The 24,101-nt window shown below is 72.2% G+C and carries 25 protein-coding genes; 18 read left to right on the top strand and 7 right to left on the bottom strand.

Going from position 1 to position 24,101, the window contains the following annotated elements:
• Positions 1-141: 141 nt before the first annotated feature.
• The 5 genes from K8Z61_RS12645 to K8Z61_RS12625 all read left to right on the top strand — a co-directional run bounded on the left by K8Z61_RS12645 (position 142) and on the right by K8Z61_RS12625 (position 4,392).
• Positions 142-1,872, top strand: a complete 1,731-nt coding sequence (locus K8Z61_RS12645; protein WP_224130043.1) for a ThiF family adenylyltransferase — start codon at positions 142-144, stop codon at positions 1,870-1,872.
• Entirely contained in the window at positions 1,869-2,384 is a 516-nt protein-coding gene (locus K8Z61_RS12640; protein WP_224130041.1) for a hypothetical protein, read from the top strand. Before K8Z61_RS12645 ends, K8Z61_RS12640 begins: the two co-directional genes overlap by 4 nt.
• The gene (locus K8Z61_RS12635; protein WP_224130039.1) at positions 2,381-2,590 is read left to right on the top strand and encodes a hypothetical protein; all 210 of its coding nucleotides are present in this window, start codon (positions 2,381-2,383) and stop codon (positions 2,588-2,590) included. Before K8Z61_RS12640 ends, K8Z61_RS12635 begins: the two co-directional genes overlap by 4 nt.
• Positions 2,591-2,813: 223 nt before the next feature.
• The gene (locus K8Z61_RS12630; RefSeq protein ID WP_224130037.1) at positions 2,814-2,957 is read left to right on the top strand and encodes a hypothetical protein; all 144 of its coding nucleotides are present in this window, start codon (positions 2,814-2,816) and stop codon (positions 2,955-2,957) included.
• 934 nt (positions 2,958-3,891) lie between these two features.
• Entirely contained in the window at positions 3,892-4,392 is a 501-nt protein-coding gene (locus tag K8Z61_RS12625) for a hypothetical protein (protein WP_224130035.1), read from the top strand.
• A gap of 75 nt (positions 4,393-4,467) precedes the next feature.
• On the opposite strand, the gene K8Z61_RS12620 is transcribed toward K8Z61_RS12625, so the two are convergent.
• Positions 4,468-5,652, bottom strand: a complete 1,185-nt coding sequence (locus K8Z61_RS12620) for a thiolase family protein (protein WP_224130061.1) — start codon at positions 5,650-5,652, stop codon at positions 4,468-4,470.
• Positions 5,653-5,728: 76 nt separating this feature from the next.
• A complete protein-coding gene (locus tag K8Z61_RS12615) occupies positions 5,729-6,334 on the bottom strand; it encodes a TetR family transcriptional regulator (RefSeq protein ID WP_224130033.1) in 606 nt (201 codons plus the stop codon).
• Positions 6,335-6,426: 92 nt separating this feature from the next.
• Here K8Z61_RS12615 and mftA point away from each other — a divergent pair, with 92 nt between their 5' ends.
• Genes mftA through mftE form a run of 5 tightly spaced genes read left to right on the top strand, consistent with a single transcriptional unit; the run spans position 6,427 to position 9,988 of the window.
• Positions 6,427-6,519: a mycofactocin precursor MftA gene (mftA, locus tag K8Z61_RS12610; RefSeq protein ID WP_224130031.1), complete on the top strand. Its 93-nt coding sequence runs from the start codon at positions 6,427-6,429 to the stop codon at positions 6,517-6,519.
• Between the two features lie 7 nt (positions 6,520-6,526).
• Positions 6,527-6,814, top strand: a complete 288-nt coding sequence (gene mftB / locus K8Z61_RS12605; RefSeq protein WP_224130029.1) for a mycofactocin biosynthesis chaperone MftB — start codon at positions 6,527-6,529, stop codon at positions 6,812-6,814.
• Positions 6,811-8,025: a mycofactocin radical SAM maturase gene (gene mftC / locus K8Z61_RS12600; protein ID WP_224130027.1), complete on the top strand. Its 1,215-nt coding sequence runs from the start codon at positions 6,811-6,813 to the stop codon at positions 8,023-8,025. Before mftB ends, mftC begins: the two co-directional genes overlap by 4 nt.
• Positions 8,022-9,257 carry a pre-mycofactocin synthase MftD gene (mftD, locus tag K8Z61_RS12595; protein ID WP_224130025.1) on the top strand — a complete coding sequence of 412 codons (1,236 nt, stop codon included), beginning with the start codon at positions 8,022-8,024 and terminating at the stop codon, positions 9,255-9,257. The genes mftC and mftD overlap by 4 nt, the downstream gene beginning before the upstream one ends.
• A gap of 11 nt (positions 9,258-9,268) precedes the next feature.
• The gene (mftE, locus tag K8Z61_RS12590; RefSeq protein ID WP_224130023.1) at positions 9,269-9,988 is read left to right on the top strand and encodes a mycofactocin biosynthesis peptidyl-dipeptidase MftE; all 720 of its coding nucleotides are present in this window, start codon (positions 9,269-9,271) and stop codon (positions 9,986-9,988) included.
• Here mftE and mftF read toward each other — a convergent pair.
• The 4 genes from mftF to K8Z61_RS12570 are packed head-to-tail and all read right to left on the bottom strand — an operon-like array spanning position 9,985 to position 14,996.
• The gene (gene mftF / locus K8Z61_RS12585; protein ID WP_224130021.1) at positions 9,985-11,436 is read right to left on the bottom strand and encodes a mycofactocin biosynthesis glycosyltransferase MftF; all 1,452 of its coding nucleotides are present in this window, start codon (positions 11,434-11,436) and stop codon (positions 9,985-9,987) included. The genes mftE and mftF overlap by 4 nt on opposite strands.
• Positions 11,433-12,215: a mycofactocin-coupled SDR family oxidoreductase gene (locus K8Z61_RS12580; RefSeq protein WP_224130020.1), complete on the bottom strand. Its 783-nt coding sequence runs from the start codon at positions 12,213-12,215 to the stop codon at positions 11,433-11,435. The genes mftF and K8Z61_RS12580 overlap by 4 nt, the downstream gene beginning before the upstream one ends.
• Positions 12,212-12,703, bottom strand: coding sequence for a MaoC/PaaZ C-terminal domain-containing protein (locus tag K8Z61_RS12575; protein WP_224130018.1), 492 nt, complete (start codon positions 12,701-12,703; stop codon positions 12,212-12,214). Before K8Z61_RS12575 ends, K8Z61_RS12580 begins: the two co-directional genes overlap by 4 nt.
• Positions 12,696-14,996: a CoA transferase gene (locus K8Z61_RS12570; protein ID WP_224130016.1), complete on the bottom strand. Its 2,301-nt coding sequence runs from the start codon at positions 14,994-14,996 to the stop codon at positions 12,696-12,698. The genes K8Z61_RS12575 and K8Z61_RS12570 overlap by 8 nt, the downstream gene beginning before the upstream one ends.
• A gap of 106 nt (positions 14,997-15,102) precedes the next feature.
• Here K8Z61_RS12570 and K8Z61_RS12565 point away from each other — a divergent pair, with 106 nt between their 5' ends.
• Positions 15,103-15,987, top strand: coding sequence for an enoyl-CoA hydratase-related protein (locus K8Z61_RS12565; protein WP_224130014.1), 885 nt, complete (start codon positions 15,103-15,105; stop codon positions 15,985-15,987).
• A 13-nt stretch (positions 15,988-16,000) separates the two neighbouring features.
• Here K8Z61_RS12565 and K8Z61_RS12560 read toward each other — a convergent pair whose 3' ends face one another.
• Positions 16,001-16,768 carry an SDR family NAD(P)-dependent oxidoreductase gene (locus K8Z61_RS12560; protein ID WP_224130012.1) on the bottom strand — a complete coding sequence of 256 codons (768 nt, stop codon included), beginning with the start codon at positions 16,766-16,768 and terminating at the stop codon, positions 16,001-16,003.
• A 34-nt stretch (positions 16,769-16,802) separates the two neighbouring features.
• Between K8Z61_RS12560 and K8Z61_RS12555 the strand changes: the two genes are divergently transcribed.
• The 7 genes from K8Z61_RS12555 (at position 16,803) to K8Z61_RS12525 (ending at position 24,067) form a co-directional block, all read left to right on the top strand.
• Positions 16,803-17,741 (top strand): PDR/VanB family oxidoreductase, encoded by a 939-nt coding sequence (locus tag K8Z61_RS12555; RefSeq protein WP_224130010.1) that lies wholly within the window; start codon positions 16,803-16,805, stop codon positions 17,739-17,741.
• Positions 17,742-17,849: 108 nt separating this feature from the next.
• Positions 17,850-19,367: a class I adenylate-forming enzyme family protein gene (locus K8Z61_RS12550; RefSeq protein ID WP_224130009.1), complete on the top strand. Its 1,518-nt coding sequence runs from the start codon at positions 17,850-17,852 to the stop codon at positions 19,365-19,367.
• A 22-nt stretch (positions 19,368-19,389) separates the two neighbouring features.
• Complete coding sequence (locus K8Z61_RS12545; protein ID WP_224130007.1) at positions 19,390-20,196, top strand: crotonase/enoyl-CoA hydratase family protein; 807 nt, start codon at positions 19,390-19,392, stop codon at positions 20,194-20,196.
• A 1-nt stretch (position 20,197) separates the two neighbouring features.
• Entirely contained in the window at positions 20,198-21,385 is a 1,188-nt protein-coding gene (locus tag K8Z61_RS12540; RefSeq protein WP_224130005.1) for an NAD(P)/FAD-dependent oxidoreductase, read from the top strand.
• A 49-nt stretch (positions 21,386-21,434) separates the two neighbouring features.
• The gene (locus tag K8Z61_RS12535; RefSeq protein WP_224130003.1) at positions 21,435-21,890 is read left to right on the top strand and encodes a hypothetical protein; all 456 of its coding nucleotides are present in this window, start codon (positions 21,435-21,437) and stop codon (positions 21,888-21,890) included.
• Between the two features lie 87 nt (positions 21,891-21,977).
• On the top strand, positions 21,978-23,168 hold the full coding sequence (locus tag K8Z61_RS12530; protein ID WP_224130001.1) for an aromatic ring-hydroxylating dioxygenase subunit alpha: 1,191 nt from the start codon (positions 21,978-21,980) through the stop codon (positions 23,166-23,168).
• 65 nt (positions 23,169-23,233) lie between these two features.
• Positions 23,234-24,067: a GNAT family N-acetyltransferase gene (locus tag K8Z61_RS12525; RefSeq protein ID WP_224129999.1), complete on the top strand. Its 834-nt coding sequence runs from the start codon at positions 23,234-23,236 to the stop codon at positions 24,065-24,067.
• Positions 24,068-24,101 lie beyond the last annotated feature (34 nt).

The raw sequence follows: 24,101 nt of genomic DNA, 5'->3' as shown, positions 1-24,101 counted from the left end.
CGGGGTACTTCCTCGGTGCTGGCACATCAACCACCCTCTCGTGGCTTCAGACCAGTCACCAGACCGCGGACGGTTCACCGCGACCCGGAGCGGTGGGCCCGCGAGCTGGCGGCGCTGGATGCGGCGGGGTGGGCGTACCGCGTGACCCGGCAGGCCGGTGGGTTGGGGTTGATGGTGCACTACCCGCTCCCAGCCGGCGCGGGCGCCCGCCGTGGTGTGGACGAGGAGGCGCTGCCTTGCGGCGAGGGGCGCGCGTTGCGGTTGCGGGTGCGTTTCCCGCAGACCTTTCCGGGCTTCCCGCCTGAGGTTCATGACGTCGACGGTGGGTTGGCGGGGTTGCGGCATCGCAGCCCGTTGACCGGGGAGCTGTGTCTGGTCCATGCCGAGGACTGGCATGCCGACACCACGCTCGCTGACCTGCTGACCTCGCAGATGCCTAGGATCCTGGCCTCCCATGCGGTCGGGGAGGGTGTGCTGCCGCCGGAGGGGTTGGAGGTCCCGGTGCCGGAGTCGGCCCTCGATTTCCTGAGGCGGCGGCCTCCGGTGATCGTCACCGACGCACCGATCCCGGCCGGGGTCGATGACGGAGTGCTGCTCGGTCGGTTCATCGCCACCGAGCGTCGGATCGGGGCAGGGGTGATCGAGGCGATCTACGGGCCAGGGTTCGAGGTCCGCACCGACCTGCCAGCCGCGCAGGTGGAGCGGTTCAAGGTGTCGGTCCTGGGGCGGTGGCTGCGCGACCCGGACTACACGCCCGGCGAGCGGCCGTCGGTGACCTGGCGGCGCATCGCTGGCCGTTTGAGGCCCCTCGAGACCGACATCGACGCCGCTACCCCGGATGTCGCTCCTGACGCGGTGATCGACCCTGCAGAGGGGGAGGTCATCGGTCTGCTCGTCCCGGACGAGGTCGCCTATCGGCGGGCGGGGGAGTCGTGGGTGTTCCTCGGCCGGGTCAAGGTCAACAGCTCCTGGGGTACCCGGTGGCGGGTGATCGCGCTGGGCACCCAGTACTTGTCGCGGACGTTGCTCGCCGAGCGCACCCCGGTGGCGCGTCAGCTCGCCGAGCGGAGCGTCGTCGTCGTGGGGCTCGGCTCGGTCGGTCTGCCGATCGCGGTCGATCTGGCGCAGTCCGGGGTCGGGCGCATGATGTTGATCGATCGCGACATCGTCGACCTCGCCACGATGACTCGACAGTCCGGGGGCTCGTTGACGGCTGCCGGGGTCAGCAAGGCCGGTCTGGCGCAGGTGCTGATCGAGGACTCCGCGCCCTACTGCGAGGTCCGTGCTGTCAACGTGTCGGTCGAGCACCTGTGGGAACGGTTCGACGATCCGGTCGCCGCTGGCGTCGCACGACAGCTTCGGCGGGCGCTGCGTGAGGCCGACATGGTGATCGATGCGACCGCCAACCCCTGCGTCACCCGGCTCCTGGACCGCGTTCGGAGCCAGGCCGGGAAGCCGCTGGTCGTCGCCTCAGGCACGGCCGGCGGCTGGGGCGGCGTCGTGACCCTCCTGGACGGTACGGGTGCGTGCTGGGCCTGCATCGAGCTGCACCGCACCGACGGCGCACTGCCCGTGCCACCCGCGTCGCCAGACGGCTGGGTCACGCCCCGCGGGTGCGGCGCCCTCACCTTCACCGGCGCCCGCCACCAGATGCAGCAGATCTCGCTGCACGCCTCCGCAGTTACGATCGCTCACCTCACCCGACAGCCCATGGCCGGCGACTACTTCGTTGCCACGATGCGCACCCCCGACGACGAGCCGACGCCCATCGCGTGGGGCAGCACACCATTGACCGTCCACCCTGTCTGCCTCCACCACGGCACCCGCGACCAGCAGGTGCCGTGCGCCGGTGAGCGAGAGGCGCCACGATGACGCACCAGGCGACGCCGTGGGGCCAGAACTTCAGCACCCCGGTGCAGGCGCTTCCCAGTACCCACCCCGAGGAACCCGGGCTGTGGGTCGTCAGCACCAAGTCCGCCACCCGCTACGTGATCGTGACGCCACCTTGGGGCTGCCCGCTCGTCACTCGCGTCTCCTACCACGGCCCGAACTTCACCTTGACCCCGCTCATCGCCGCCAGAGCCCACGGCGTCGGCGAGCTCGTCGACGGGCCGCTGCGGACGGGGGCCGAGGGAGTCATCACCTATGGCGAGAGCGGCCAGCAGATCCGCTGCGCCGAGGTCACGGCCATCGACTCCTACAGTCGGCACGCCCTGCTGAGGTACGACCGCGTCCGAGACTTCGCCGAGGCCATGATGCGCCGCGACCTCGTCCACAAGATCCGCGACGCCATCAAGGCCGGGCGCATCACCACCCGGCAGGACCTGGAGAGAGTCTGTCTCGACGTCGGCCTCGACATCGGCTACGTCGAGGAATTCATGTGAGCCTCCCCGACCAAGAAGCACGCGCCCTCGCAGCCGCCTGGCACCTCCTCCTCGACCTGAGCAGCGGCCGGGAGAAGCGCATCCCAACCACCACCCGCGAGCGAGCCCGCGACATCCTCCGCCACTTCCCACTCGACGCCGCCGGACGATGGCAACACGCTCAGGGCCAGCAGTTCCAGCCAGCCCGCGCGGAAATCGATCGCTGAGTGAGCCGGCCCGGCGTGGCGGGAGGCTGGATTGATGGCTCAGCCGGTCGGCTCGAGTTGGCTCTTTGCGGCGTAGTGATGTTCCTTGGCGGCTATCGGGGTCAGGTCGTCGAGGGGACTGGCTGCTCGTTGGTCGCGACGCGTTCGTCGTCGCCTACGGCGAAGCTCCCTGTGTTTCTGCGCCTGACGACCCGCGCTACCCGCGTGGCGCATCATCGGCAGCGTGGGCGCGTCCGACACCGTGATCGGCAGCGTGTCGCACCATGCCGACGACCTGGCGAGGGGCTTCGAAATCTCGCTCACTGTCGCCTTCCAGCGCACCTTCCCCTCCTGGTTCGTCTCAGAACACCGCTGGCACCTCGCCTAAGTTCTTGGACTAGCTGAGGGCGTATGTACGTGAGAGCTCCCGATGATCTGCCGGGCCGGAGTCGCGGGAGCCCGACTTTCCCGGGGGCGCCGCTTGGTGGCGCGACCAACTCTCGAATGATGCGGGGACTCTCGACCTCGAGGCGGAGTCGCTCAGTCAGACGACGCAGTCGGGTCGCGGATGTAGGACGCATGCCGCGCGTTCCGCGAGCGGCGGTGGTCGAGACACTCCCAGGACCCGGCACGCGACGTCGACGAACGTCTCAGCGGAGGCTTAGCGGTCGATCGCAGGGTGGACACGTGCGGGTGCGGAGTTCCCTGAGCCAAGAAGGCGGAGAAGGTGCACCTGGCGATTGACCGCCTCGTCGACGCCGGCAGCCCGGTCGAGAAGTGGTGCTGGGTCCAGGGTGTCCCCAGCCCCGGGTCGTGGCCACCGCGATCGACTTGAGTCCATCAACGGCGACCTGACCGGCGGGGGTGCGGATGTGCCGTTGCGGCTCGAGGCTGCAGGGACTGGGGTCGCGCGATGTGTAACGCGCGATTCCTAGGCTACGTCTGACGTAGTTTCAGCCTCTCCGGGTATGGAGCATTGCCGAGATTGCCTCGCCGTCAAGCCCAGTGTCGTCCTTCGCCGGAGTGGTCGTGAACGACTGATCGATCTCCCCTGTTGGTGGGCTGCCTGAGCGCGATCCGGGCACTGCTCTCGGCAGTCACCGCCGGCACCCGATCAAGCTGTGTCGGACCTTCGCATCTGCCCGGCCACGACCTGAAGCAGCGTGCCCGCGTCGTGTTGTCGTCGCAGGATCGGGTCGCTCTCCTGGCCGGGGCACGAGGACACGGGACTGTGTCTCGGCGTGGCCGCTGTCGCGATTGCGGGACTTGGCGGATCCCGCACCTGTCGAGGGGTCCCATCGACCCGAAGCAGGGAGCTCGCCATGCTCATCATCGACATCGACGCCGCCATCTATCACGCCCGCTACGCACTCACGGTGTGCGTTACGACCGGGGCGCGCCCGGTCGTCACAGTCGAGATCGGCGACCGTCTCGACCCCACCGCCCGGCGGCACGTCGTGGTCAAAGCCAACGACGTCGCGCCACGAAACCATCTCGGACGTCGCCGATTTGTCCGCAGGGTCGGGGGTGCCACGCCACCGCGCTTCCGGCCCCGCGACCCCCGAGGCCGCTTCGTGTCCTACGCCAGCTTCGGCGCTTCGCTGCTCGCCAGCAGCCTGGGCGACCATATCGAGCTGGTGCCGAGCGAGGGCTGGCTGGAGAGGATCCTGCACACCCACCCCGCCTACGTGGAGTTCCTACGGTGCCTGGCCGTCGACACAGAGACCGACTTCATCCCCATGGTTACCGCGCTCCTGCGCATCGACCCGCAGCGCCATCAGCGTCGCGCACCTCGAGTTGATGGACTCCCCCGGCTCGGTTGACCCGCGGGGTGTGCGAGGCTCAGAGCCGCGGGGCCAACCCGCTCCGCCACGATGCCGACAACGGCGATCGAAGCCTCAGAGCCGCTCGATGATCGTCGCATTGGCCATGCCTCCGCCCTCGCACATGGTCATCAGGCCGTAGCGCCCCTCGATGGCCTCGAGGTGGTTCAGCATGGTGGCCAGGATGCGCGTGCCGGACGCCCCGAGAGGATGGCCCAGAGCGATCGCGCCGCCGCGCGGGTTGAGCCGCGCCTCGTCGGCGTCGAACTCGTGGGCCCACGCCAAGGGCACGGGTGCAAAGGCCTCGTTGATTTCGTAGACGTCCAGATCGGAGGCGGTGAGGCCAGAACGATCGAGAGCCCGATGGGTGGCAGGAATGACGCCGTCCAGCATGGTGACGGGCTCGGAGCCGACGACGGCGAAGGCGTGGAAGCGGGCGCGCGGTCGCAGCCCGAGCTGCACCGCTCGCTGCTCGGACATGATCAGCGCCGCAGAGGCACCGTCCGTGAGCGGGCTGGAGTTCCCCGGCGTGATGCTCCAGGCGATCTCCGGGAACGCCTCGCCCCAGCGCTGGTCCTGGAAGGCGGGACGAAGCCCGCTGAGAGCCTCCTGCGTGGTCGAGGCCCGGACGGTCTCGTCGGTGTCATGGAGGCCGCCGTCGGGAAGCGGCACCGGGACGATCTCGTCGGCAAAGTCGCCCTGAGCCGCGCAGAGCGCTGCGCGCTCGTGCGAGCGAGCGCTGAAGGCGTCCAAGTCGTCGCGCGTGAACCCCCGGCGCGCGGCGATCAGCTCGGCGCCGATGCCCTGGTGGGGCAGTCCCTCGCGGAATCGTCGCGTGAGGGGCGCCATCGGCGAACCGCCCACGGCGTTGCTCCCCATGGGCACGCGGCTCATCGACTCGACCCCGCAGGCGATGACGACGTCGTAGGCGCCGGCCATCACCCCCTGCGCGGCGAAGTGGGCCGCCTGCTGGGAGGATCCGCACTGGCGGTCCACCGTCGTCGCGGGGACGCTGACCGGGAAGCCGGCGTCGAGCAGGGCCGTCCGTCCGACGTTCAGCGCCTGATCGCCGACCTGCACGACGCAGCCGGCGATGACGTCGTCGACCTCGGCCGGGTCGAGATCGTTGCGCTCCACGATCCCCTGGAGCACCGTCGACAGCAACGACGCCGGGTGGACCTGCGAGAGCGCGCCGCCTGGCTTGCCCCGACCGGAACCGGTCCGGACGACGTCGACGATCACGGCCTGGGTGGAAGGCATGGGGCTCTCCTCGGATGCTCGCAGCGGCCGAGCGACCGCTCGGGCGAGCACACCGTCGCGACCGCAGGAGGCCGGGTCAACGGGCACCGGGTGCCATCTCGGCGCGCACCCGGTCGAACGACTCGAGGAGGATCGCCTCCAGCCGCGCGGGCGCGGGATCGCCACCGGAGAGCCATTGGTCGTAGGAGGCGAGCGAGGTCGCGAGCGCCACGTGCGCGAGCAGACCCGGGAGGGGGTGCTGCTCGTCCAGTCCTCGCCGGAGTCGGACGAAGCGCACCACCTCCGCTCGCCACGCCTCGTGCCTCAGCGCGGAGTGCGCCTGGAGTGCCGGGGTGCTGAGGATCAGGCGCATCCGATCGGCGTGAGCCGGTCGAGCGTCGCTGGAGAACGAGTTGAAGGCGGCGATCGCGCGACTGAGCGCGGTCCACAGCGCCAGATCCGCGTCTTGAGCGTCGAGCAGCTGACGGAAGCCCACGAGGGCCGCGTCGAAGTCGCCCCACGGGATGTCGTTCTTGGAGGGGTAGTACCGGAACAGGGTGCGACGGGTCACGCCCACCGCTGCCGCGATCTGATCGACCGTGGTGCCGTCGAAGCCCTGGCGCGCGAAGAGGGCGAACGCCGCCTGCTCGATGTCGCCGCGCGACGTCGACTCCGGGCGACCCCGGGTGCGTGGGGCCGACATGAAAACCTCATGACTTTCGGTTTAGGGGTTCTTTTCTGCCCTGGGTGCACTTAGTGTGTCACGGGTCACCACCCCATCGAGAGGAGTCAGCCATGAGTCCCGAGGACCACCCGCACGACGATGACCTCACCGCTGAGACGTTGATCGAGGAGATCTCGATCGACGGCATGTGCGGCGTCTACTGAGCCTGCCGTGATCGACGAGCCCTGGACGCTCTCCCCGTCCGTCGCCCTCCGGCCCGAGCCCTTCGGGGCGCTGGCGTACCACTTCGGGAGTCGGCGGCTGACGTTCCTGAAGACCCCCGCGCTCGTGAGGGTGGTCCGGGAGCTCGCCGACCACGCCGACGTCCGCTCGGCCCTGACCGCCGCCGGCGTTCCCGCCGGCCAGCACCAGGCCTACGCGGCCGCGCTCGCCGGCCTCGCCGAGGCCGACATGATCCGTCCCCGCGTCTCGGCCGCACCCGCGAAGGAGGAGCGGTGACCATCGCCCCCGAGAAGCCCGCGCAGAACCGGCTCGTCGATCACTTCGAGCGAGGCCTGGACGCGCCCATCTGCCTGACCTGGGAGCTCACCTACGCCTGCAACCTGGCGTGCGCCCACTGCCTCTCGTCCTCGGGCCGCCGAGACCCCCGCGAGCTCACCACCTCGCAGTGCGAGGCGGTCATCGACGAGCTGCAGCGGATGCAGGTGTTCTACGTCAACGTCGGCGGCGGTGAGCCGACGATCCGGCCCGACTTCTGGCACCTCCTCGACTACGCCGTCGACCATCAGGTCGGGGTGAAGTTCTCCACGAACGGGGTGCGCCTGACGCCGGACCGTGCTCGCCGGCTGGCCGCCACCGACTACGTCGACGTGCAGATCTCCCTCGACGGGGCGACGGCCGAGGTCAACGACCGCGTCCGGGGGGCAGGGTCCTACGCCACCGCGGTCACCGCCCTGGAGAACCTGGCGGACGCCGGCTTCGGCGACGCGAAGATCTCCGTGGTCTGCACGCGCGAGAACATCGACCAGCTCGACGACTTCGCCGCTCTCGCCGACCGGTTCGGCGCCACACTGCGGCTCACCCGCCTGCGCCCCAGCGGCCGCGGCGCCGACGTCTGGGACGACCTCCATCCGCTCCCGCACCAGCAGCGACGGCTCTACGACTGGCTGTGCGCCCACGGGGACCGCGTGCTGACCGGCGACTCCTTCTTCCACCTCTCCGCGTTCGGCGAGGCGCTGCCCGGGCTCAACCTCTGTGGGGCCGGCCGAGTGGTGTGTCTCATCGATCCCGTCGGCGACGTCTACGCCTGCCCGTTCGCGATCCACGACCAGTTCCTGGCCGGCAACCTCCTGCGCGACGGCGGCTTCCAGCGGGTCTGGAAGGGCTCGCCGCTGTTCACGAGCCTGCGCGAGCCCCAGTCGGCAGGTGCGTGCTCGGGCTGTCAGCACTTCGACGCCTGTCGCGGCGGATGCATGGCTGCCAAGTTCTTCACCGGCCTGCCGCTCGACGGTCCCGACCCGGAGTGCGTCCAGGGCTTCGGCGAGGACGCCCTCGCGCGGCCCCGCTCGGTCCCCGCGTCGAGCGTCGACCACTCCCGCTCGACGCCGACCCGCAACCAGCCGGTCCTCCTCCAGCTCCGCACGCGTCCCCCGGCGACCGCCTGCGCCGAGAGCCCCCTCGCCGGATTCAGCCCCGAGGAGTCGGCGTGAGCCTGGAGAGCCCCTGGAAGCAGAACCCGTGGTTCGAGTCGATCGCCGTCGCCCAGGCCCGTGCCCGCAGGCGGCTGCCGCGCCCTGTCTACGACGCCCTGCTCGCCGGCTCCGAACGCGGTCAGACCGTGGAGGCGAACCAGGCCGCCTTCGCCGACCTGGGCTGGGTGCCGCACGTGGCCGGCCAGCAGGCGGAGCGCGCGCAGACGAGGACCCTCCTCGGGGTGGAGCTGTCCAGTCCGGTGGTGATCTCACCGACGGGCGTGCAGGCGGTGCACCCCGACGGCGAGGTGGCCGTCGCGCGCGCGGCGGCGTCGCGCGGCACGATCATGGGGCTCTCGAACTTCGCCTCGAAGTCGGTCGAGGAGGTGACGGCCACCGGTGCCACGACCTTCTTCCAGATGTACTGGACCGGCGACCGGGACGTCATGGTGCAGCGCATGGAGCGCGCCCACCGCGCGGGGGTCCGTGGCCTGATCGCGACGCTCGACTGGTCGTTCTCGGTCGGACGGGACTGGGGCTCGCCGGAAATCCCCGAGCGCGTGGACCTCAGGACGATGGTGCGGATGGCCCCTCAGGTCGCCACCAAGGTGCGCTGGATGCGCCAGTTCGGCCGGGCCTTCCGCGAGACCGGACGACTGCCCGACCTGACCGCGCCGAACCTCGCCCGTCCCGGCGAGGCGGCCCCGACGTTCTTCGGCGCCTACTACCAGTGGATGACCACGCCGCCGCCCTCCTGGCACGACGTCGCCTGGATGGTCGAGACCTGGCGGCAGATCTCCGGCACCCCGTTCATGCTCAAAGGCGTCTCGCGCGTCGACGACGCCCACCGGGCCGTCGACGCCGGCGTCGACGCGATCTCGGTCTCCAACCACGGCGGCAACAACCTCGACGGCACCCCGGCGGCGATCCGGCTGCTCCACCCCGTCGTCGGAGCGGTCGGAGACCAGATCGAGGTGGTGATGGACGGGGGCGTGCGGCGTGGGTCCGACGTGGTGAAGGCCCTCGCGCTCGGGGCGCGGGCCGTGATGATCGGTCGCGCGTACCTGTGGGGCCTCGCGGCCAACGGCCAGGCCGGCGTCGAGAACGTGCTCGACCTGCTGCGCGGTGGGATCGACTCCGGGCTGATGGGCCTGGGGCTCGCCTCGATCGACGAGCTCCGTCCCGAGCACCTGCTGATCCCCGAGGGCTTCCACGTCCACGGCGGCGTCGAGGCGCCTGTCCGGATCTGAGGACGGCTGCGATGTCGAGGTCCGAGCGTCAGTTGGCGGACGCCACGTGGCCCGAGGTGGCGTCGGGCGGGATCCTCCTCGTGCCGGTCGGCTCGCTGGAGCAGCACGGGCCGCACCTGCCGCTCGACACCGACGCGGTGATCGCCCAGGCGGTCGCGGGGGAGGTCGCCGAGCGGCTCGTGGGGCTCGGCGGACCGGCGGACGAGCGCGCCGGCGTCTGGGTCGCCCCGCCGGTGGTCTACGGCTCCAGCGGCGAGCACCAGGGCTTCCCCGGCACCGTGTCCATCGGCTCGGAGGTGCTCCGGGTGACCCTCCTCGAGCTCGTGCGGTCCGCCCGGACGTGGGCCGCGCGCGTGGTCGTCGTGAACGGCCATGGCGGCAACGTCCACGCACTCTCCGCGGCCGTCGAGCAGCTGCGGTGCGAGGGTCATGACGCGGAGTGGCACCCCTGCCGCACCGAGGAGGTCGACCTCCACGCAGGGCGGACGGAGACCTCGCTCATGCTCCACCTCCAGCCGTGGCGGGTGCGTCTGCATCTCGCCGAGCCGGGCGACCTGCGTCCGCTCCCGCAGATCCTCCCCCTCATGGTCGCCTCCGGCGTGCGAGCAGTGTCCGAGAACGGGGTCCTCGGCGACCCCACGGGGGCGTCCGCGGCCGAGGGGCGGGCCGTGCTGCTCGAGATGGCCGATCACGTCCTGCGTGCCGTCATGGCGGAGGGCGTCGCCCGCTAGGGCCGCGACGACCGCGACCTGAGGCGCGCAGGGCGTCGGCCGTCCACCCGGTCGCGGCTCAGGCTCGGCACGAGCGCAGCGAGGGAGCGGGCACGCCAGCAGCCCCACCACACGCCGGCGCCGTAGGCGAGATCCTCGACGCGCCGGCCGACCAGGCTGAGCGGCCTCAGCGAGTGCTCGGGCTCCTCCCGCCAGTCCAGGGCCGCCTGCACCAGGATCGCCGAGCCGACGACCCGGCGCGCCCCGGGGCAGCGCATGGCGAGCACCGCGGTCACCGGCCACCAGTGGCGCAGCATCAGGGTCGTCTCCTGCCGCACGCCCCAACCGATTCCCTGCAGGGTGAGGCGGGTGGCCAGCCGACTCTCGCCGGGCGGGAGCTGGCGACGGACCCGGTGGATCGCGGTCGCCCCGGTCGCGATGCCCACGGCCAGCCCCCACCGCCGACGGCTGAGCAGCCCCAGCGCCGTCACGGCGATGCTCGGGTGCAGCCGCGCGGGGGCGACCTTGGCGCCGTGGGCGCGCGCGAGCGGCGCGGCGCTCGTGCCGTAGACGGCGACGCGGCATGCCCAGGCCACCAGGCTGCCGCGCGCCTCGTGCTCGGCGACGACCTCGGCCTGGTAGCGGATCCGGTGTCCGGCGTCGGCCAGTCGCCACACGAGGTCGACGTCCTCCCCGACCCGCCGGGTGACGTCGAAGGCGTCGAGGACCACCTCGCGACGTGCGACGAGGCAGGCGCTCGGCACGTAGGGGATCAGCGTGCCCGGCTGCACCAGACCGCTGCGAGGTCCGAGGTCCAGGGCGGACCGACCCGCCTCGAAGCGGGCCAGCGGTCCCGGAGACGACGTCGCAGGCCGGCCGACGACCCGCGGCGCGACCATCGCGACCCGGGGGTCGGCGAGCTGTGCGGTGAGCTCGAGCAGGGCCGCCGACCCCACCTGCACGTCGCTGTCGACGAAGGCGACCAGTCGCGTCGAGGCGGCCCGAGTCCCCTCGTTGCGGGCGCCTGCCGGGCCGACGTTCGTCGCGAGGGGGAGGAACCGGGCTCCGTGGCGGGCGGCGATCATCGCGTTCTGCTCCGGAGCCGCCGAGGCGTCGTCGACCACGACGATCTGCGGTCTCCCGGGTGCGCCGTCGGACCTCAGCGCGGCGAGCGTGCGCTCGAGCTGCTCGGGTCGATCTCGCACCGGCACGACCACGGTGAGGTCGTCGAGCACGGTGGCGTCGGCCGGCTCGGGCTCGGGCTCGGCCAGGTCGGCCTCCAGGAGCGCGTCGAGCACCGCGGCGGAGATGGCGTCGGTGACGGTGACGACGTCGCCCTGCAGCGCCGCGCGGGCGCGGCAGCTGAGCCGGAGCATGCGCAGGGGGCTGCCCCCGAGGAGCGCGTCCCCGTCGTCGAGGCGGACGACGTCGGGTCGCAGGCGGCCACGAAAGCCGAGAGGAAGCGTCACGGTCGGAAGCCGCCGTCGGCCCGGATCTCCTGGCCCGTGAGGACGCCGCCAGCGCGCGAGCAGCAGAGGGCGACGACCTGCGCGACCTCGGCCGGGTCGAGCAGGCGGCGCAGCAGCTGGTTCTCGGCGAAGGCGGTGACGTGGTCGAGGCCGTACAGGTCGGCGGTGGCGTCCAGCATCGCGGTGCGGGTGGACCCGGGCGAGACGGCGACGGCCGTGACCCCGGTGCCGACGAGGTCGGCGGCCAGCCCCTTCACCATGCCGACGACGGCGTGCTTGGCCGCGTTGTACGCGCTGAGTCCGTAGAGGCCCTCGTGGCCCGCGGCCGAGGCGATGGCGACGAACCGGCCGTCGACCCCCGCGCCGTGGGCGAGGAGCGCGGGCACGGCTGCTGCGGCGGTGTTCCAGACGCCGACGGCGTCGATCTGCCAGAGCAGGTCGAGGTCGGCCGCGGGCGTCTCCCACAGCGGCCGACCGCCCAGCACCACGGCCGCGGCGGCGACTGCAGCGTCGAGCCTGCCCCAGGTGTCGACGGCGAGGCGCACCGCCGCGTCGAGCGCGGCGCGGTCGCGCACGTCGCCGGTCACGGCCCGCACGCGGGGATCGTCGGCGGTCGCCGCGAGGTCGTCGCCGGTCGACTGGGCGTAGCCGACCGGACCGTCCTCGCCGGCGCACCAGTCGACGGCGACCACCCGATAGTCCTGCGCGAGCAGAGCCGCCACGGTGGCTGCCCCGATGCCGCGTCCCGCGCCGGTCACCACGGCCACCCGCGAGGTCATCGGAGCTCCCGGGTCAGGCGCCGGCGGACCACCTGGATGGCCTCGAAGGCCAGGACCACGTCGCCGTGCTCGTCGGTCATCGTCGCGGCGCACCGCACGTCGGCCGTCCCGCGCTCGGGACGCATCCGGATCTCGCTGATCGCGATCGAGGCGTCCAATCGCGTCGCCGGCCGCACGGGGGCGGGGAGGCGGAGGGAGTCGATGCCCTTGCCCGCGACGAGAGCGAGGCGCGGGATGAACCGGCGCGAGGCGAGGGAGGAGTACAGCGCCAGGGTGTGCGCCGCGCTCGCGATCACCCCGCCGAAGTGGCCGGCGGTCGCCGCCTCGACGTCGACGTGGATGGGCAGGGGATCGAAGCGGCGGGCGAACTCCACGATCTCCTCCTCCGTCGTGCTCACGGAACCGAGCTCGAGGAAGTCGTGCGGCCGGAGGTCCTCGGCGTGCAGGAGCCCTCCGGTGACCGCGTCGAGGTCGCGTTCCTCAGGCACGGTCGGGCGCCTCGTGGACGACGCCGTCCCGGAGGAGGCCCTCGATCTCGGCCGCCTCGAGCCCGAGGTGCTCGAGGAGCACCTGACGGGTGTGCTCGCCCACCCTGGGGGCCGGCGAGGCGTCCTCGAGGCGGATCCGACCGAAGGGCGCGGAGGTCGCCTCGGCCGGCAGCTCGTGGTCGAGCAGCGGGTGCTTGAGCGTGGTGTACGTGCCGCGGTGCTCGAGCTGCGGATCGTCGAGCAGCTCGGGCAGGCGCAGCATCGCGGCAGCGGGCACCCCCGCCGCCTGCAGCTCGGTCGTGGCCTCGTGGGGACCGCGCGTCGAGCACCATCGGGCGGCGGCCGCGCCGAGATCGCCGCGCCCGACCGTCGCCTCGAGGGCGGCCAGCTCGGCCGGCCGGCGCACGTCGATGACGCACCACTCGTCGTCGCCGGCGCATGGCAGCACGGAGCGGAACAGGGAGGTCCCCCGGTTCCCGACGGCTCGGACGGTGCCGGGCGCCAGCGACTCCTCGGCCACCTGGGCGGCGAGCTGGTGGAGCACGACGTCGGACTGGGCGAGCTCGAGGTGACCGCCCGCACCGAGGCGCTCGCGGCGCAGCAGCACGGACGCGACGGCGAGCGCCGCGATCTTGGCCGCGACGTGGTCGGGGAAGACGGTGACGCCGTCCCAGCACTCGGCGTCCTCGGCGTGGTAGCGCCACAGGCTGGAGATCCCGCAGGCAGCGCGCACCAGCGGTCCGTAGCCGAGGCGCCTGGCCCAGGGCCCGCGCGAGCTGAAGGCAGCGCTCTCGAGCACGACGATGCCGGGGTTGACCTCGCGCAGGACGGCGTGGCCGATCCCGAGACCGTCGAGGGTGCCCGGCTTGAAGTTCGACAGCACGACGTCGGCACCGGCGGCGAGGCGGACGAAGAGGTCGCGCCCGGCGTCGCACCGCAGGTCCAGGCCCAGGCTGCGCTTGCCGCGCTGGCCCCAGGCGAAGGAGGCGTTCATCTCCTCCCCGCCGCGCGTCTGGCGCAGCCCGTCGGGGAAGGCCAGGCTCTCGACCTTGACGACGTCGGCTCCCAGGTCGGCGAAGGCGCGCCCCACCTCGGCGCCGAAGACGATCACGCCGAGGTCGAGCACGCGCAGCCCCTCGAAGGGACCGCCCGCGGGAGCGTCGCCAGTCTCCGGAGCGGGCCGCCGTGACCAGTCGAGGTCGTCGCGATCGATGCGCTGCGCCGGCGCCCGGAATCCCAGGCGTCGACCGTCGAGGTCGACGCACCCGACGGGCAGCTCCGCGCTGAGCGTGGGCGTGAGATCGACCCGCGCGATCGTGCCCGCGGCGCGGAAGTGATCGGCGTCGAGCGCGTCCGCGAGGGTCAGGACCTGGGCGAGGGGGACGCCGCGTCGGGCGGCCTCGTCGGCCAGGTCGGCCGCGCGCTGGTCGGCGAAGAGGGCGGTGATCAGCGCGTCGAGCTCCTCGGCGGACCGGACCCTCTCGGTGATGGAGTCGAAGCGAGGATCGGCGAAGGCCTCGGGCTCGCCGAGCCACTCGAACATGCCGCGCCACTGGCGTCGGGAGAGCAGGCACAGGCGGACGTGGCCGTCCGCGCAGGGGTACACCGGGTAGGAGTCGGCGGGCGGGCGGTCTCGGCGGACCTTGCCCGACCGGCCGGCCGCGGCCGAGCCCTGGACGCCGAAGGCCGGATCGAGTCCGACGGCGAGCGCCTCGTGGTGCGAGAGGTCGACGACCTGGCCCGGGCCGCCGCGCGCCACCTGGGTGAGGGCGGTCATCGCCAGCCACGCGCCGTGCGCCGCCGCGGTGGCGTCGGCGATGCCCGCCGGCGGCAGCAGGGGCACTCCGCCCGGACGCCCGGAGCGGGACAGCGAGCCGCTCAGCGCGAGGAGCGTGCTCTCGGTCGCACGCCATGCGCGGCGCGGGCCGCTGGCTCCGAACGGCGAGGAGACCAGCACGACGAGTGCGGGGTGGGCGTGCTGGAGGGCGTGGGCGTCGACGCGATCGGCGAGGTCGAGGTCGAGCAGGACGAGATCGGCGGAGGACGCGAGGGCCCGCACGAGTCCGGCCGCCTCCTCCGGGTGCGCGCAGTCGAGCACGCGCTTGTTGGCGTGGTCGACTGCGTCCTTCAGCGGACTCTGCCCGGCGCGATCCACGCCTCCGAGGCGGACGACGTCGGCGCCGAGGTCGGCGAGGAGCCGGGCCGTGCCCGCACCCACGTGGTCCGAGGCGTCGACCACGCGCAGGTCCGCGAGGGGACGATCGGCGGACGGGGGAGCCGGGGCGTTCGACAACGGTCTCTCCTGGGGTGACGACGGGATGACAACCCGGTTAATCTAACGACGATCGTTTTAAGCCGCTAGGGCAGGAGATGGAATGCGCGAGCACCCAGGGGAGACGGTGATCTCTCATCGGGAGGGCCGGGTGGCGGTGATCGAGCTGGCGCGGCCGGACCGCGGCAACGCCATGACGCTGAGGCTGTGCACCGAGCTGGTCGACGCGCTGGACGAGGCCGATCACGACGACGAGGTCGGTGCGATCGTCCTGACGGGACGGGGGCGCCACTTCTGCCTCGGGGCCGACCTCTCGGAGGGCTTCCACCACGGCGGCCGCGAGCCCTCGCCCGAGCATGCGGCGTACGTCGCGCGCTTCGGCACCATCGGCGGCGTCCCGCGCGACGTCGGCGGGGTCGTGACCCTGCGGATGGCCGCCCTCCGCACGCCCTTGGTCGTCGCCGTCAACGGCTGCGCCGTCGGCGGCGGTGCCTCGATGCTGCTGCCGGCGGACGTCCGGATCGTCGCCCACGGCGCACGGATCGGCTTCGTGTTCGGGCGCCGTGGGATGGCGGCGGAGTCGGCGTCGAGCTGGTTCCTGCCGCGCATCGTGGGGATGACCAGGGCGCTGGACTGGGTGCTCTCCGGGCGGCTGCTCACTGCGGACGAGCTGCTGGCAGGGGGTCTCGCGACCGCGCTGGCGCCGGACGACGCCGTGCTGGACGCCGCTATGACCGCGGCGAACCAGATCGTGGAGCACACCTCGACGGTGGCGACCTCGCTGTCGCGTCAGCTCCTCTGGTCGATGCTGTCGGCACCCTCGCCGTGGGACGCCCACGAGATCGAGTCGCAGGGTGTCTTCGACCTCCCCGGTCGCGAGGACGTGCGCGAGGGCGTGCGCTCGTTCCTGGACAAGCGCGATCCGCAGTTCCCGATGCGCGTGCCGCGGGACTACCCCGGCTACGGGCCGCGCTGGCCGGGCGAGGGACCCGCGGGTCAGCCTCTCGCCTGAGGACCCGGCGGCCTCAGTAGGCGCTGAGGCCGCCGTCGACCAGCAGGCTGGTGCCCGTCACGTAGCCCGACGCCGGGCTGAGCAGGAACAGCAGTGCCGCGTCGAGCTCGTGCTGGAACCCGAACCGCCGGAGCATCGACTGCTCGCGCACCATCGCGGGCAGCACGTCGCCCTCGGCGGCGGCGGTCATCTCCGACTCGAAGTAGCCGGGACACAGCGCGTTCACCCGGATCCCTCGACGCGCCCACTCGGCGGCGAGGTCGCGCGACAGGCCGATCACCCCGGCCTTCGACGCTGCGTAGGCGGCCTGCGGGAACCGGGGCGCGACGTGACCGAGCACGCTCGAGACGTTGACGATCGAGCCGCCCTGATCCATGTGCGGGACGGCGGCCTGCGCCATCCAGAAGACCCCGTTCAGATTGACGTCGATGACCCGACGGAATCCGGCCGGCGTCTCCTTGAGGGCCGAGACGGCGCTTCCGACGCCGGCGTTGTTCACCAGTCCGTCGATGCGACCGAAGCGCCGCACCGCCTCCGAAGCGAGGTGCGCGCACGCCCCGGGATCGGCGACGTCGGCGACGACGGCGTGCACCTCGCAGCCGTCGGCGGACAGCTCGTGGCCGAGGTCCTCCAGACGGTCGGCGCGGCGGGCCGCCAGGACGAGGCGGGCTCCGGTGCCCGACAGCGCCCGTGCGAACCCGGCTCCGAGGCCGGAGCTGGCCCCGGTGACGACGATCGTTCGATCGTCGAGGCGGAACCGATCGAGGAGGGTCGTCGTCATGGACACAAACCTATCAGTATTAGATATTTGGCCCATGTCTTCCCCTCTGACCGTCCGTGTCGTCGCGCGCGAGGAGGTCGCCGCGGACGTCGTCCGACTGCGACTGCGCCGCGCTGACGGCACCTCCCTGCCCGCCTGGGCGCCGGGCGCCCATCTCGATCTGCGGCTCGCTGGCGATCTCGTACGCCAGTACTCCCTGTGTGGCGAGCGGGGCGGCGACTGGGAGATCGCGGTGCTGCGCGTGCCGGGCGGCCGCGGCGGATCGGTTGCGGTGCATCGCGATCTCGCGGTCGGCGACGAGGTCGAGGTCGACGGACCGCGCAACCACTTCCCGCTCGAGGAGGCGGAGTCCTACCTCCTCGTCGCGGGGGGCATCGGCATCACCCCGCTGGTGCCGATGGTCGCGGAGCTGCACGCGCGGGGAGCGGAGTGGCGCCTGGCGTACGGCGGCCGCAGTCGCGCCAGCATGGCGTTCGCCGATGAGCTGGTCGCTCGGTTCGGCGACCGGGTGCTGATCGCGCCGCAGGACGAGGTTGGCCTCCTCGACCTGCCTGTCGTCCTGGGGGAGCAGGTGCCCGGCCGGCTGGTCTACTGCTGCGGACCGGCGGCCCTGCTCGACGCGGTCGAGGAGCGGATGCGGGACCGCGAGGACGAGGGGCTGAGGGTCGAGCGGTTCACCGCCCGCGCGCAGTCGGCGCCCACATCGGGCGCCTTCCTGGTGCGCGCAGAGCGGTCCGGCGTCGAGGTGGAGGTCGCTGCTGGGGAGAGCATCATCGACGCCCTCGAGCGCTCGGGAGTGTCGGTCGAGCACTCGTGCCGCGAGGGCACCTGCGGCACCTGTGAGACGACCGTCCTGGCCGGGGTCCCGGAGCACCGTGACTCGGTCCTGAGCGCCGAGGAGCAGGGGCGGGGCGACTGCGTGATGGTCTGCGTCGCTCGGTGCCTGGAGGGTCCGCTCGTCCTCGATCTGTGAGGTGCGACGGTGCTGCGTTGACAGTGACGCGCGCCACTGTGTACAAACAGCAATAACTATTGCCGTTAGATTTTGTGCGGCTCCCCAGATCGACCGAGGAGAATCCCCATGAGCGCCACGATCGGCTCCGCACTGTCCTGGTGGGCGCGGACCCAGCCCACGCGGACGGCGATCGTCTTCGAGGAGGGGTCACTGGACTACGCGACCCTCGAGGCCTGGTCGAGCCGGGTCGCGGAGGACCTCGCGCGCCGCGGCGTCCAGTCCGGCGACCGCGTCGCCCTCATGGCGCCGAACGAGCTCGTCTGGCCGGTCGCAGCCCTCGGCATCCTCAAGGCGGGCGCCGTCCTGGTGCCCCTCAACTCCCGACTCAAGCCCGCGGAGATGCTCTCGATCGTGTCGAGCGCCAGCGCGGGCCTCGTCGTCGCGGCCGACGCGCTGAAGAGCGTCGTCGAGGAGGCCAACGCGCTCGGAGCGGGCCTGGGCGTCGTCACCTTCGCCGAGCTCGGCGTCCTGCGCGACGGCGAGCCGTCCACCTTCCGGGTAGACCGGGAGCCCGACGAGCCGATCTCGATCATCTTCACCAGCGGTTCCACCGGCCTGTCCAAGGGCGTGATCCTGACCAATCGCACGCTCCTCAGCATCGTCTTCGAGGCCAGCCTCACCGAGCCGGGATTCCGGCAGGGCTCGACCTCCATCCTGGTGTTGCCGCTGGCCTTCACTCCCGGGCTCGTCTGGGGACTGCTGATGACCACCGTGCTCGGCGGCACCATCGTGGTGGAGCGCGAGCTGAACCCGTCCCGGGCGGTCGCGCTCATGGCCCAGCACCGGGTGCAGGCGATCTTCGGCGTGCCCCTGATCTTCCAGGCGCTCGCGTCGGCGCCGGAGTTCGCCGAGGCCGATCTCTCCTCGATCGCCACGGCCATCGTCGGCGGCGCCGCCGTGCCGGTGGCCCTCCTGGAGACCTGGGCGGAGAAGGGGGTCTCGCTGCGCCAGATCTACGGCATGACCGAGGCCGGTGGCGTCGCCACCGCCACCCTGCGCGAGGAGTTCCGCGAGCACCCGGGAAGCTGCGGCTCCGGCTCGATCTTCACCGACATCACCGTGGTGGCCGGCGACGGCTCGCCTGCCGCGCCCGGGGAGCCCGGCGAGATCCTCATCAAGGGGCCGGGCGTGACGCCGGGCTACTGGAACGAGCCGCAGATCACCGCAGAGGTCTTGGCCGGCGGCTGGCTGCGCAGCGGCGACCTCGGTCGGCGCGACGAGGACGGGCGCATCACCTTCGTCGACCGCCTCAAGGACCTCATCATCACCGGCGGGATCAACGTCTCCCCCGTCGAGCTCGAGGCCGTGATCGCCGCCATCCCCGGCGTCGCCGAGTGCGCCGTGATCGCCGCTGCCGACGAGCGCTTCGGCGAGACGCCGGCGGCCATCATCACTCGCACTGGCGACCTCGACGAGAACGCCGTCGTGACCGCCTGCGCGGAGGTCCTCGCCGACTACAAGGTGCCGCGCTACGTCGTCCTGCGTGAGGAGCCGCTCCCGCGCCTGCCCAACGGCAAGATCAGCAAGACGGAGATCCGTGCCGAGTACGCCGACGTCGCCACCCGCTTCCCGAAGGTCCGCTGACCACCGGAGCCAGGAGATCCCCATGATCACCGCCATCCCCCCAGCGGACCGGACCGTCGTCCGGGTCGAGCGCCACGGACACGTGTGCGTGCTGCGCCTCGACCGCACCGAGTCGAGGAACGCGATCGACGGCGCGCTCGCCACCCAGCTCGGCGAGGCGCTCGAGGCCGCCGACCTCGACGACGACGTGCGTGCGATCGTGCTCACCGGGTCCGGCGACTCCTTCTGCGCCGGCGCGGACCTCAAGGCCCTGGCCCGGGGCGAGTCGCTGGACGCCGCCGGACACCCTGAGTGGGGCTTCGCCGGCTACGTCCGCCACCGGGTCGCGACGCCGACGATCGCCGCCGTCAACGGATTCGCCCTGGGCGGCGGCACCGAGCTCGTGCTCGCCTCCGACCTGGCGGTGGCCGACCCTCGCGCCACCTTCGGCCTTCCGGAAGTCCGCCGGGGCCTGATGGCCGCTGCGGGAGGCGTGCTGCGCATCCAGCGCCAGGTCCCGCCGAAGATCGCAGCCGAGATCGCGCTCACGGGGCGCTCCATCCCCGCTGAGGAGGCCCTCTCCCTGGGACTGGTGAACCGACTCAGCGCTCCCGGAGAGGTGCTCGACGCCGCCCTCGAGATCGCCGAGGCGATCGCCGCCAACGCGCCCGTCGCGGTGCGCGAGACCAAGGAGCTCCTGCGCGCCAGCGTCAGCGCGGGCTCGGACTGGGAGGACGAGCCCTGGCGGATGAACGCGCGCGCGATGCGACGCATCCTGGCCTCCGCGGACTTCCGCGAGGGCACCGCCGCGTTCGTCGAGCGGCGTGAGCCGGTCTGGACGGGCCGCTGAGATGTCCACGTTGCGCAGAGGAGTCGACCGGCTGGTGGTGGTCGGTGCCTCGCTGACGGCCGCGCGGGCCGTCGAGGAGGCCAGGTCGCTCGGCTTCGAGGGCGACATCGTGGTCATCGGCGAGGAGGCGCAGGCCTTCTACGACCGTCCGCCACTGTCCAAGGACGTGCTCGTCGGCACCGTTCCGCCGGTGCCGACTCCGCTCCTCGATGCGATCGACGCGCTGGACCTCGACGTGCGCACCTCCGTCCGCGCCATCGGGCTCGACCCGCGCAACCGCGTCGTCCGGACGTCGGCCGGCGACGTGCCGTTCGACGCCGCGATCCTCGCCACCGGATCAACGCCGAGATCCCTCGACGTCCTCGACGGGGTGGACGGCGTCCTGTCGCTCCGATCCTTCGAGGACGCCCAGGCGTTGCGGGAGCGTCTGGAGCCCGGCGCCCGGTTGGTCGTCGTCGGAGCCGGCTTCATCGGGGGCGAGGTCGCGGCCAGCGGTCGCGCGCGGGGCGCGGACGTCACCTTGGTCGAGCTCGCGGCCCTGCCCCTCGAGCAGGCGGTCGGATCGTTGGTCGCGGAGCGGCTGGCCGTGCTGCATCGTCAGTACGACGTCGAGCTGCGGACCCGCGTCACCGTCGTCGGGACCGAGGGTCAGGGACGCCTGGAGAAGCTCCGGCTCAGCGACGGCTCGGTCATCGACGCCGACGTCGTCGTCGTCGGCGTCGGCGTCGACCCTGCGACCGGCTGGCTCCGGGGCTCCGGCATCGCGGTCAGCGACGGGGTCACCTGCTCGCCGTACCTCGAGAGCACCGTGCCCGGCGTGTACGCGGCCGGCGACGTGGCCCGCTGGGTCAATCCCTGGAACGGCCGATCGAGTCGGCACGAGCACTGGACGGCGGCGGGGGAGCAGGCGGTCGTCGCCGTGCGCAACGCGCTCACCGAGGAGCGGCAGCCGTGCTCGATCGTCCCCTACTTCTGGTCGGAGTGGTACGGCCACAAGATCCAGATGCTCGGCGAGCCGGCGGACCAGGTGGAGCTCACGGTGGCGGGCGGTGCGGCCGACCCGTTCCTCGCCCAGTACCGGTTCGACGGCCAGCTGGTCGGGGGCTTCGCGCTGGACCAGACCGGACTGCTCATGCGTCGTCGGCGCGCCATCTCGGTGCGGGCCTCCTGGGAGTCGGTGCTCCGATGAGATCCGAGCCGTGCGCGAGGCCGCGGCCGAGTGGCCTGGGAGGTGCCGGATGCTCGTCCTCGTGCTGATCGTCGCGAGCGCGGCGATCGGCGGCTACGGATGGTGGCAGCAGAGCACGCCCGCCATCGGCGCCGCGATGGCCGTGGCGCTCCTGGCAGCACTCCTCGTGCCGGCGACTCGATGGCTCGGCCCGCGGCGCGTCGGCGCCCCGGCCCCCGACGCGGAGGACGAGCAGTCGGCGGCCTCCCACGGATCTGCGCCGGGCAGCGACCCCGGCCCAGCGACCCCGGCCGTCGCCGCCCAGGTCCGCTCCGCTGGACGGTCGACCCGGCCTGGGGCCGGGTCCGGCGGACCGGTGGAGGTCGCGTTCCGTCCGGGGCAACTGGTCTTCCACGATCCGGCCTGTTCGCTCCTCGTCGGAGCGGCAGCGAGTCTCGCCGGCCGCGATCAGCTCGAGGCCGGCGGGATGCTGCCGTGCGAGCGGTGCCTGCCGCCTGCCGTCTGACGGCGTGCGGCATGGCAGCGGGTGCCTCTTGTGCCGGTCGTCACGCCCTTCTACCTTAAGGCATTAGATTAAATCTCAGGAGGAACCGTGACATCCGACGTCGTGACCGACCGCGAGCAGCGCATCCGCCGCGCTCTCCAGCACCTGCGGGACGAGACCACCGACCAGGTCGACGACGTCGTCCGGTTCGAGGCGACCGAGTTCACCGACCCCGACATCGCCGCCCGCGAGCGCGATCTCGTCTTCGGTGCCGTCCCGACCATCGTGGCCCACTCCTCGGAGCTCGCGCGCACGTACGACTTCAAGAACGTCCGGCTGCCGCGCAACCAGGTGCTCCTCACGCGTCAGCGCGACGGCGGCGTGAAGGCCTTCGTCAACCTGTGCCGCCACCGGGGAGCGCTCCTCGAGGACGAGGCCTGCGGGAAGCGGCGACTCTTCTCGTGCCCGTACCACCGGTGGTCCTACGACATCGACGGCTCCCTCCGGACGATCACGCGGGGCACCACCGTCGGCGATCTCGACCCGTCGGGCCTCGGCCTGATCGAGTTGCCCTGCGAGGAGCGGCACGGATTCGTCTGGGTGGTCGATCGGGCCGGTGCGCAGATCGACGTCGCCGCCTGGCTCGGACCGCAGATGGACGCCATCCTCGCGGGGTACGGCCTCGAGGGTCTGCTCTGCGTGAGGAGCGAGTCCTTCGCGGAGCCGGTCAACTGGAAGGTCATGCAGGACGCCTTCCTGGACGGTTACCACATCCAGTACGCGCACCCGAACACCGCGGGCAAGGTGATCCACACCAACGTGATGGCGTTCGAGGACCTCGGTGATCACTGCCGCTTCGTCGCGCCTCGCAAGTCGATCGACCGCTGGCTGGAGGAGGACCCTGGTGACAGGAGCCTCGTCGACTACGTCACCGAGACCCACTGGGTGGGGCCGAACAGCACGCTGCTGAAGCAGCCCGACCACTTCCAGCTGCTGACGTTCCGCCCGCACCACCAGTCGCCGACGCACTCGGTCATGGAGATGCGGCTCATCGTCCCCAGCGCCGAGGCGGCGGGCATGGACGACGCCCACTGGAGTCGCCTGTGGGAGAAGAACTGGCAGATCCTGCTCGACGTCCTGCACTCCGAGGACTTCCCGATCCTCCGCCGGTCGCAGGAGGGGCTCGGAAGCCGCAGCGCTGGCACCATGGTGCTGGGGCGGAACGAGGTCGCGAACCATCTCTTCCGGCGCACGATCCAGCGTCTGGTGGCTGGCCGGGCCGAGAGCGACGAGGTGTGATCCACTACGAGTGGGCCGCGATCCTGGACGCGGACTCCTCGGCGTCGGTCGACGAGCTGCTCGCAGTGGCGGTCGCCGCCGATGCAGAGGCGGGCTTCTCGACCGCACGCCCGGACCCCGGTGTCGCGTCCGGTCGGCATCTGCTCGTGCGGATGCCGCCCCGCGGTCAGCGCGAGAGCCCGGATCTCGATCGGCTTCCCGAGGTGTCGCTGGTCGCCTATGCCCATCTCAGCCTCGCCGGCGCGGGGGTGGCCCACATGCAGCTGGTCGTGCACCCGAGCTTCCGTTCGCTCGGCATCGCGACCCTGCTGTGCGAGCGCCTGCGCGACGAGGAGACCGGCTGGCGCGGGCTCGAGGGCGTGACGACCGTCCAGGGGTGGGCCCACGGCCCGCACCCTGCGGCTGAGCGGCTCGCGCAGCGTGTCGGCGCGCGGCCCATCGACCTGGTGATGCGGTGCGTGCACGAGATCGATCGGCGTCCCGATCGAGGTCCTGAGCCATGGCCGGAGTCCGCGTCCGCGGAACCCCTGCCGGAGGCGGCGCCAGCCCATGAGAGCGGTCTGACACCCGCTGACGTCGAGGGGCGTCGCCGCAGGCCGCGCGAGATCGGCGTGATCGGCGACCCCGTGGTGGCCGACGTGCGAGTCTGCGAGCCGGGCCCTGAGCGACCCTTCCCGGCTGCTCACATGGCCGTGGTGGGCTCGACCGAACCCGACCGTGCGACGGACGCTCAGCTCGATCTGCTCCTGAGGCAGTCCGTGGCCACGGCTGCCGCCGCGGGCGCAGCGCACGCCGTCCTGCACGTCCCCGTCGACGACGAGCGACTGCTGTCGATCGCCCGGACATGCGGGTTCGCGCACGACCAGTCGGACCTCCGCTTCGAGCTCGCGATCCGCTGACTCGTCGGGCGGCCGGCCCTTGACGTCTCAAATC

The organism is Nocardioides sp. TRM66260-LWL (genome assembly GCF_020075545.1).
GTDB lineage: Bacteria > Actinomycetota > Actinomycetes > Propionibacteriales > Nocardioidaceae > Nocardioides.
This window is presented reverse-complemented; position numbering and strand designations above follow the sequence as displayed.